The organism is Shewanella sp. GJ50-10 (assembly GCF_055808815.1).
The window spans coordinates 2,604,816-2,615,159 of record NZ_JBVVSS010000001.1 but is presented as its reverse complement, the minus strand read 5'-3'; the positions used below and the strand labels follow the sequence as shown (position 1 = coordinate 2,615,159).

7 protein-coding genes are annotated in these 10,344 nt (G+C 40.7%); all 7 read right to left on the bottom strand.

Annotation, left to right across the window (positions count from 1 at the left end):
* Nucleotides 1-120: 120 nt before the first annotated feature.
* Nucleotides 121-873, bottom strand: coding sequence for a hypothetical protein (locus tag AC0L4E_RS10965; RefSeq protein WP_473679205.1), 753 nt, complete (start codon nt 871-873; stop codon nt 121-123).
* Between the two features lie 747 nt (nt 874-1,620).
* Complete coding sequence (locus tag AC0L4E_RS10960) at nt 1,621-2,091, bottom strand: DUF2059 domain-containing protein (RefSeq protein ID WP_473679204.1); 471 nt, start codon at nt 2,089-2,091, stop codon at nt 1,621-1,623.
* 219 nt (nt 2,092-2,310) lie between these two features.
* On the bottom strand, nt 2,311-4,401 hold the full coding sequence (locus AC0L4E_RS10955; RefSeq protein ID WP_473679203.1) for a transglutaminase TgpA family protein: 2,091 nt from the start codon (nt 4,399-4,401) through the stop codon (nt 2,311-2,313).
* Nucleotides 4,388-5,482, bottom strand: a complete 1,095-nt coding sequence (locus AC0L4E_RS10950) for a DUF58 domain-containing protein (RefSeq protein WP_473679202.1) — start codon at nt 5,480-5,482, stop codon at nt 4,388-4,390. Before AC0L4E_RS10950 ends, AC0L4E_RS10955 begins: the two co-directional genes overlap by 14 nt.
* Before the next feature lie 5 nt (nt 5,483-5,487).
* Entirely contained in the window at nt 5,488-6,399 is a 912-nt protein-coding gene (locus tag AC0L4E_RS10945) for an AAA family ATPase (RefSeq protein ID WP_220754867.1), read from the bottom strand.
* A gap of 153 nt (nt 6,400-6,552) precedes the next feature.
* On the bottom strand, nt 6,553-8,502 hold the full coding sequence (locus tag AC0L4E_RS10940) for a transglycosylase SLT domain-containing protein (protein WP_473679201.1): 1,950 nt from the start codon (nt 8,500-8,502) through the stop codon (nt 6,553-6,555).
* Between the two features lie 252 nt (nt 8,503-8,754).
* Nucleotides 8,755-10,236 (bottom strand): DNA recombination protein RmuC, encoded by a 1,482-nt coding sequence (rmuC, locus tag AC0L4E_RS10935; protein ID WP_473679200.1) that lies wholly within the window; start codon nt 10,234-10,236, stop codon nt 8,755-8,757.
* Between the last annotated feature and the right edge of the window lie 108 nt (nt 10,237-10,344).

The window sequence follows — 10,344 nt, the reverse complement described above, 5'->3', positions numbered from 1 at the left end:
AAATAGCAAGCAAATAGGAAAGGCTGGGGTTGTTTAGGTTTGTGATGTTTTCAGGGGGAGGGAGTTAATAAATTGGGTCAGAGATTTAGTTTATTCTGTCCCAATTTAGTTTTTGTTAAATCAAAACTCACTTCCCATCTTACCTATAACATCTAAACACACCCCAAATAAATCTTGGGCACTATCGATTTCATAAGTCGCTTGTGGGTGTTGAGTAGGGTTACGGTAAGCTGTGCGTATTAGGTCTAGTGAGTTTAATAATGTTTCAGGGGGCTTATTTCTAGTTTTTGCTTTTAATTGTTGAACCATACTGGCCCAGATTGGCTTAGCTAATCTATTTTGACGTTTGTGATGTAAATAGTAATGTTTTAAAACTGACTCTGTGGCTCTTAAAATATGAAAAGCGGAAGCAGTTGCTTCACCAAACAATAAACATTTACATGCAGATTTAATATCGTGTTGTGCTATTTCATCAAGCAATTCAAAAACACCATCAGCCAATAATTTTTCAGGTGTTTCTAATAGGTATTGAGTATTGAACCTTCTATTAGGAAGTATATATATCTTCTTAATGCTTGACTCTGGGAATACTACAGTTTCAATAAAATGAGCTTGTTCAGATACTTGTCTAGAGATTGCATCGCCTATTTCTTCTTGGTCGTTTTCGAGAGTACTTAAATCTTCCTGCATGTTATTAAAAGCTATAGATCCCATTGCTGCGAGGGTGACCTCAAAATTCCCCTTTTCTAATTGTTCGATTAAGGTGTCGAGAGCCGCTTCAACATACTCCTTTTTATCGGTAGCATTCACGTTACGTAATAAGCGTATGGCCAATCCAATTTGTATATAGGTATAACAATGCTGAACTTGCACTAAACTATCCTTTTGATGTTACTATTTGCATAGCACTTATGTATGTTTTATAAACATACCAATTAACCTTTACTAAAGTAAAGTTATTGATTTTTAAGAACTCTATCAGACTTATGCTGAGTAAATGAGCTTCATTAATTAGAATGTGCTCATTGGTGGTAACAGCTTATCCGTTTTTCAAACGGAATTGGGATTACATTCAACGTCGTGGCGCTTCGCCCACACCCGACCAAAAGGGAGTGAACGGCAACTCCCTCTTGGAACACCCAGCCGCTCCAACGAAGTTTAAAAAGCGAAACTTCCAATGGAGTTATTCATAGCGTTTAACTTCGCTTGTAGACTGCTTCGGCAAGCTACAAAAATCACTAACGCTTACGATGGGGCGTCCCTTCCCCTCGAAAGCTAGCTAGCCATCCATGGCTAGACTCACGTAATTTTCTTGCTTGACTCAATTCAAATTGAACCTGCCGGTGCAACAGATCCCCATTGAAATTGCTGAAATGTGTTGAAGAAAATAGCGTAAGCCTGACAGGACGTCAGGCTAGCTTTAGTTGGCCATGGATGGCCTTTCTAAAGCGTTAGCTATTTTCGAATAAGCATGAGGCTTGCTCGCTTTTCAGAGCAATTTCGTAGGGGCGGCAAGGGATATCGAAAAGGGAAATGCTGTTGTTTCCCTTTCGTCTGGTGTGGGCGAAGCGCCACGACGTTAATCTTTATCTGTATGTAATTAACGAACCAAATATTTGGTTAATGATTTACACCGTGTTTTTCAAGAAATGGCTGCACACGTTCCATAAGCTGAGCTTGTTTAGATTGTGCTTCTTGCATACCTATTTGAGCGCCCATTTGCATTAATTGTGGGGATTTTGCTAAGAACTTTTGACCAACAGGGGTTTGGTAAAATTCAGTTACTGCGTTGAGCTCTTCATCTGTGAAAGAGTCTGAATATAGTGCTTTAATTTCATTGATGATTTTAGTGCGATCAATATCTTCGTTAAACCAAGCTCGGAAGATTTCTTTAAGTTCTGCTTTGCCTTCATCATTTAATTGAAATTGAGCAGACATTTGGTCGATGACAGGGAGCATAGCTTCGAAGCCGCCATTCATCTGTGTGTCCATATTCATCACTTTGAACATTTTGTCGATTGCCGAATCTTCGGCCATTACAGGTACGGTTAATGCAATAAAAAGCAGGGGTAATATTAATATTTTCTTCATTTCATGTCCTTATGGGCAAACAGCTTGATAAATAACTCATCCTATATAAGTTATTTAAATAAATCATACACTTGATATCTTATTGAAGTAAAGGCATGCAAAGGTTTAGGTGAAAAATAAACTGTTGATATCAAAGTGTTAATGTGAAGAGTGCTTTATAGAAGAGGGCACTTGAGCCTCAACTGAATGAGGCTTTAGTGGCTGAGGTTCATACCAAGCCTACAACCCCATTTTCACTTTCCTAAAATAGCGCTTAAACAAGATTTGATGTTGCTGAGCCTGCTTATCACTCAACTGCTGGTATTGCAGTGCAATAAAGTGTTCTGTCAGCTTGTTAAAGTCAGCGATGACTTGAGGTTTGTCAATTAAGGCTTGTTCAATAAAGCTGGCGAACGCTTGTGGTGGCATGGTTTCTCGTGGGTAACCTTTTTTAGCTAATTTAGTGCATATAAGGTTATAACGTTTGATGATTGGATCTTGTTTGGGGCTTAAGTTAAACACACCCGCATAATAGGCAATCACTAAAGCAATAAGGCTAAAGCTGATAATCATTAAGATGATCATTTTACTGGTATTAACATCACCAAGTAATTCACTGAGCACTTGTTGCTGGCGCTCTCCATCAAAGCCAAGTACCCAGACGCTCCAGTAAAAATCCAAACTGGCTAGTTGCAGTCGGATATCATTAAGCCAAGGGATTTCTTTTAATCGTAAACTGGTAAATGGGCTGTCTTGTAAATAGCTATCTTGGCCAGTAAACATGGCATCAAAACCATCTAATATTCGCTCTGGCGCTATCATAGCCGTTGGATCAAAACGTACCCAGCCTTGTCCTTCAAACCAGACTTCGGTCCATGCATGAGCCATGTACTGATAAATACTGTAATAACCCGCTTTAGGGTTGTATTCACCGCCTTGATATCCTGCAACCATTCGAGCAGGTATGCCACTTGAACGTGCCATAAACACTAATGCTGACGCGTAATGAGAGCAAAAACCCGCTTTGTTTTCAAACAAGAAATCATCCACTTGATCGCCGCCAATAGGAGGTGGGCTCAAGGTATAAAAATACGGTTGTTCAGTAAAATATCGCATCATTGCGTTAATGCGATTAACGGGATTAGGGTAATCCTTGGCAAATTGCTGCGCCAGTGCTTGAGTTTTAGGATTGGTTTTAGTTGGCAGAGTTAAATTAATCCGCTTGGTTAGTGGTGGTAATTTTGCTTCAAGTTGACTGTTAGGATAAGAGGTCACTCGATAACTAAAACGTTGATCAATATTACGCAAAGAGAACAAGCGATAATCGTCCAACTCCTTCACTTGGTCAGTTTGCGAGAATGCCTGATCTAAGCCGAATAACCATTTTTGATAAGTGGGTTCGGTGATCACTTGATAATTAAGTGGCACTGCTTTATCAACTACTTGTGATTCGCTTCTTTGTTGCCTGTTGCCATAAGCACTGCGCTGCTCATTTTTACGTAAGTTGGATTGTCTCCAAGTTTGACCGTCATAGCTTTCCATCACTAATGTTCGCCAATAGAGTTGCTCATTTGGAATAAGTTGTAACTTTGAAGTGTTATTGACTTCATTATCAAATCCGACTCGAAACGATAGGCTTGGCGAGCGAGTGAGTTTACTGATATCTCCCAATGAAACTTCATCAGATAAGCCTGTAGTAGCATTTTTCATACTGGGTGCTAGCCATAAAGGAGGGAGGCGCGGGAATACCACAAACAGGAGTAATGCTAAGGGCAGACTTTGTAAAAACAATTTAAAACCAAAGCTTAAATTAACTTTCCTGCTGCTATGTTGATATACGCTGATAAGTACACAGGCGTTGATAATGCAAACAAACAGTAAATGCAGCGTATCTAAGATGCTTTGCCGCTCAAGCAGCGCAAACGCAATGAGAAAATAGCCTACTAACACCACAACTTTTACATCGCGAATTTGACGCATTTCAATGTATTTAAGCGCGTAGCCAAGCAGTAGTAAATTGACTAGTGCGTTGAGCATACCAATTTCTTTAGACACTAAAGCTAAAGTGGCTGCGGCACCAATGGCAAGGCTGGTAACTAATAGCTTTGGCGGGGCGGCGACTTTGCCTAAATAAATACCCACTCGCCAAACAAAACAAATGGCGCAGATACCAATACTCCATAACGTGGCATCTTGATAAAGTGGCGATAATACTAATACATTGGTTAACAATAGCCAAAACAGGGTATTACGACCAATGTTTTCGTTAAAATTATCGTTAAACGAATCAGTTAAACTGGTATTTTTGAGTGCTGCTTTATTTGTTTTCATCAGCACTCCCATTTTTTAATTCATTGTCTAATTTATTGTTTAATTTATTAGTTTTGCCGAATAGTGCAATGAGTTGTTGGCATTGTTTACGGTGCGCTTCACCGCTGTCTTGTTCAATAATGTGCTGGTTAAGGGCTAAACCAAATACTTGCTGCCCTTGAGATAAGGCATTGACTTGCCAAGCGAGTTTGCTGAGTTTTTGCTCAAGGCTATTTCCTTGAGTGTCATCTAGGCTTAACCACACGGGTTTACCCTCTGGCTGCGCAAACTCTTTGGTTAGCATGCCGCGGCCTTGGGCCCACTGTTTCCATGCCACCTGTTTTAATGACTCACCTTCAACATAGGTTTTTAAGCCTTTGTAATCGTCTACTCCAGGCTGTAACTTGCCGTGGTCAAACTCTGTGCTGTTATCATCATCTAAACTGGTGAGAGATACTTGAGTGCTAAGCGGTTCAGCATAAATGATGTGATTGATATCTAAATCAACATAAGTCCAAGTGCGGAACAAACCTAATGGAAAATTAGATGAAACTTGAATTCGCCCTGGGTTAAATGTGCCACGAACTTGTGGAGAGAAAGCGATCGTTGCATGGATTGACTCACCAACATCTGTCAGTCGAATATGCCGCTGGTCAGCAAAGCTAAGGCAAATTTGTTGATGGCTTGTATGACTGTTATTTTTATTGATTTTGCTGGTTAAACTTACCGGGAAGGCAATATTTTGATTGGCATAAGTTTCTGGCGGTGTTTGAGATGTAAGTGTTAGCCCTGCAAGGTTTTTATAACTGTAGATAATACAAGTGTGCAGCACACTTGCCAGCAATAAACTTAAGCCTATGACTAAGTTATTTTGATAGTTTGTACCAAATAGATAGAGCACGAAAATAAGTGCAAACCATGCGATACCAAAGCCACTGGGTAAAATGAAAATACTCTTATGGGTCAGCGTGACTTGCTTGTTGGCCGGAATGCGCTTGTTGAGCCAACGACCCCAACGTTGCTTTATTAGCTGAGGAATAAAGCGTGAATACCATTTGGGCTTTGGCTGAAAATTAGCTTGCGGTTCAACTATCTTGTTCATATTCGCTAGCTAATTGGGTTAACGCTAGCAAGAATATGATCAGACAAGGCTTGACCTTGTAACTGACTATTCGTGCGAATACGGTGTTCAGCTACGCAGTGAAATACCGCTTGAATATCTTCAGGCACAACGTAATTGCGATGATGTATAAACGCCCACGATTTAGCGGCATCTAACAGCGCAATACTGGCGCGTGGAGATAAGCCGTTGCCATCAGCTTGCTGGCGAGAAAATTGTGCTAAATGAATGAGGTATTTGAGCACCGCATCAGATGCGCTCACTTTCTGAACTTGGTTTTGCAAGCTGATTAATTCATCAGGCGTAAAGCATTGGGACAGTGGTTCAGCTACGCTACGTGAAGTTAAACCTTTGAGCATTTCAAGTTCAGCTTGCTCATTAGGGTAGCCAATAGAAATGCGCATCATAAAGCGATCTAATTGGGATTCAGGTAATGGAAACGTCCCCGATTGCTCAATAGGGTTTTGCGTTGCAATAACAAAGAAAGGTTTTGGTAATGGGTGAGTGGTGCCATCTAAGGTGATTTGGCGCTCAGCCATGGCTTCGAGCAGTGCGCTTTGGGTTTTAGGGCTAGCACGGTTAATTTCATCTGCTAACAGCATTTGATTAAAAATGGGCCCCGGGTGAAAAGTAAATTGTTGCTGTTCCTGCTGATAAATCGACACACCGAGAATGTCGGCAGGTAGCATATCACTGGTGAATTGGATCCGTTGATAACTCATGCCTAAAGAAGTGGCGAGCGCTTGGGATAAACTGGTTTTCCCCATCCCCGGTAAATCTTCAATTAATAAATGGCCTTTAGCCAAAATGCAGGCCACAGCCAGTTTAATTTGCTCAGGCTTACCTAGTAACACACTTTCTAATTGCGATAATAATTGTTTTAGTTTTGACGCTGGCACTCAGGACTCCGTTAGTTAACAAATTAAAAGTGATGTTTGTTAACAAATACACCGAAACTATAACGTTACCTTGTCATTAATTAGAAGGAAAGCACTTAACGACATTAAGCTGTAAAAGTTTATTAAATGCTCAAGACATTGTTAACTGCTGTTTTAATATAAAAAACTCAGCTCTTGAGGGCTAAACATACTGGCATCTGAGCTATTGGATTGTTGGTAAATCAAACGGTAGCTCAGCACTGCCTGCACATATTCTCGTGTTTCTTTGTATGGAATGGTTTCGATAAAGCTCATGACATCTAATTTACCGTCCGACTCTTTTAGCCAGCGTTTAACTCGATGAGGCCCAGCGTTATAAGCTGCTGAGGCTAGCACACGGTTATTATCGAATTGCTTTAAAAGTTCTGCATAGTAGGCACTACCAAGTTGAATGTTGTATTCCACTTGGTATAAGTCTGTTTTGCGTTTGAATTTGAGTTTATTTTTGCGGGCGGTTTCTTTTGCTGTCGCAGGCATTAATTGCATTAAACCACGGGCGCCAACACCGGATGTGGCATAAGGATAAAATGCGCTTTCACGTCTTGCGATTGCGCGCACTTCATCAATATTGACTTTGTACTTTTTACTGGCTTTTTCAAACTCTGTTTGCGCCGCTGGCGGAAAGCGTAGCTTTAAGCTATTCCACTGTTTAGCTTGAATACTGGCTTCAACGCTGTAATCAAACCACCCCTGTTTAAGGGCATACAAGCCATATTCAGCCCGCATCGGATTTGATTGCCTACGAAGCATATGTACCCACTCATTGCGGGCATCTCGAGTTTTATCCATGGCAATTAATTCTACAATCCTTGCCATAGCAGAGTCGTCATTTAATCTGGCGGCAAGCTGCGGTGATGACTGCAAATTATCATCATTCATCGCTAACGGCGCTTTAATGGTTTGTGCGGTATGAAAGCCGTAAAAGTTACGAGCTTGGCTAAGCTGTGTTGAAATTTGCTTAGACTGAAGTTTGTCTGCTTCATTTTCCCCGTGTTCATCTAAATAGCGCGCTTGCCAATACTGCCAGCGTGAGTCGTCAATGACATCATCACTTAACAGGGCAAGATAGCGTTTTATGGATGCGGTATCTTGCTCGCTAATCGCCCAGCGCAGCCTGATTTGAAATAAGTCATCTGAATCTAAAATGGGTAAACTGGCGTCGATATGTTCGAGTAAGTCAGCTTCTTTATAAATTAGTGCACGGCGAACAATATAGCGGTTTAATTGTTGCCCTTTAATGGCATTGAATCGATTTGCTTTATCATATTTTTTGTAAAGTTTAACCGCTTGCTTTAAGTCCTTCCGGGCTAGTTTTCGTAGCCCAACGGTAACGATATCAGCCACCATTGGCGACTTAGAAGAAAATTTACGGGTATGACGTAAACTATTTGGATCGCGGTAAACGGATATCAGTAAATCAGCTTCAGCTCTATTTTTGGTAATTTTTCTTGCTAGGTATTGAGTCAGCCCATACTGACTTTCGTTAAAACTTAATAGCATCCGCGACCAAATGAGCGCTTGACTGCGTTTACCTGCTTTAGCCCACTCACTGAACAATACGTCGCACTCTTTTGGACGAGAGCGGCCGTATAGCCATAATCTTTCTGCGCCAGCAAAGGCGACTTTGTTATTTCCTTGGGACAGTTGTGCTCTGAAGTAATAACATTGCAGCGCGGTATCATTGGGCGTGTCAGGGGAGATGGCGAGAAAGTTTTGCCATTGTTTGCGGCTTCCGGCATTTTTCAAATAGCGATAGCGTAAGTTGTTATATAAGGGCGTAGCGTTAAATGCTTCAATAGCTTGGTGAGCTTGTTCGCCATTGAGTTTCAAAATACTGGCAGATTTTTCATGGTAATCGAGATAAACGTTCAGCGGATACTCACCGAGTTTAGTGCGTAATTGTTGATAGGTTTTCATTTGCTTTTTGTCTAACGCTTGACGGGCATCTAAATAAAGTTGCTGTTCAGCGCTGTAGTTTGCTTCTTTAGCACTGACGCAGTGACTAAAGCCCTGCAATAAAAGCAGGGCGGCAATGACAAATGAAAAATACATCATGTTACGCATAATAATGAGACCTCCGCCTCAGTACGACTTCGTTGCGAAAACTTAACTAGAGTTCAATCTATAGACCGAACTCTTATTTAAACATGCTCTGTAGGGTTGTTATTGTATCTAATGTTTTAACTCACCAATTCAATTTTAAAAAGCTCAATAAATTTGCTCAACCAAATAATAGTGCAAATAGCCATTGGTGGTTCGTTAAATTTGCTTAAATCTTTTATAAAGCTGCTCAATGCTCAATGCTTAAGTTAAGGCTTAGCTCTCTTTTGAGTCATCTAAGGCTTTATGGATTAGTTGTGGGTCCAAGTTTTTACTGGTTTCCACCCCTAATTTTTGCATGATGTGAGCTTGTCTTATAAGGTTACCTTTGCCTTGTGACAATTTACTCATCGCTTGCTGATAAGTTTTATCTGCAGTTTCTAAGGCGCGGCCTAATTTATCCATATCTTCAACATAACCACATAATTTGTCGTAAATTTTAGCGGCTTGTGCAGCGATGCTTTGTGCATTTTGGTTTTGATATTCGTAGCGCCAGATATTATTAATGGTACGCAGTGCAACCAGTAAATTTGTTGGACTAACGAGCATAATATTATGATCTAATGCGAAGCTTACCAGTGAAGGATCAGATTCTAGTGCTAATAAAAACGCTGGCTCAATAGGGATAAACATCAGCACATAATCAAGGCTCTTAAGGCCATGAAGCTTATGATAATCTTTTTGACTTAAGCCTTTTATATGTTGACGAATTGAGAGAGCTAACTCTTTAATTGCTTGCTGTTGAACGATTTCATCTTCACTATTAAAGAAACGTTCGTAGGCAACCAGTGACATTTTGGCATCGATAACCACATCTTTTTGTTCAGGTAGGTGAACAATGACATCGGGCTTAAAGCGTTTACCTTGTTCATCTTTTAAATCTTGCTGGGTATCGTACTCATGGCCCTCACGTAGACCACTTTCTTGTAATACACGCTCTAGAATGACTTCGCCCCAATTACCTTGTTGCTTGTTATCACCTTTTAGCGCTTTGGTCAGGTTAATCGCATCTTGACTCATTTTAAGGTTGAGGTCTTTTAAATGATCAAGCTGATGCTTAAGTGCGCTTCGCTCCGTTTGTTCCTGAGTATAGGATTCACGGATTTGCTGCCTGAAACCTTCAAGTTGCTGTTTAAGGGGGCCAAGAACGCCATCAATTTGAGTGACGTTTTGTTGTTTAAAGTTTTCGCTGCGTTCTTCGAAAATGCGGTTCGCAAGGTTTTCAAATTGCAGCTTTAATCTTTCTTCTGCGCTTTCTAGTAGGGCAATTTTGTCGTTAAGCGCCGCTTTTTCAGTATTGGCTTGGGTTTGAATGCTTTGCTGCATAGCATTGGATTTAGAGAGTGCCAATTGGGTTTCCATGAACTTTCGTTGGCCATCAGCTAACGTTTGTTCAAGCTGCGGCACACGTTCTGCTTGTGCTTCTAATTTAGATAACTGAGCAATTAGTATTTCAGACCTTTCTCGAGCCTGATGCAATGCATTTTCTTTTTCATCGATTTGTTGCTGTAAAAGCTGTTGTTTAATCTCTAAATCAGCTTGAAGCTGGTTCATTTCAGCGGCGATTTTATCTCGATGTTGTTCCCATCGTTGGCGGGTTAAACGTTGATTAAGTAAGGCACCAATGAGTAAACCTAAAAAAGCGGCAGCAGATAATGCAATGATTTCGGCGATGGATAAAGAAGTGGGAAGTGTCATGATTTCGACCAACTGAAAATGATGGTTAAGATTCTCATGCCGTTAATGTTGGCGCAAGGGAGTAGCAGGCTATTTCATACTTAAGCGCTTAATTAATAAACTCAAAAC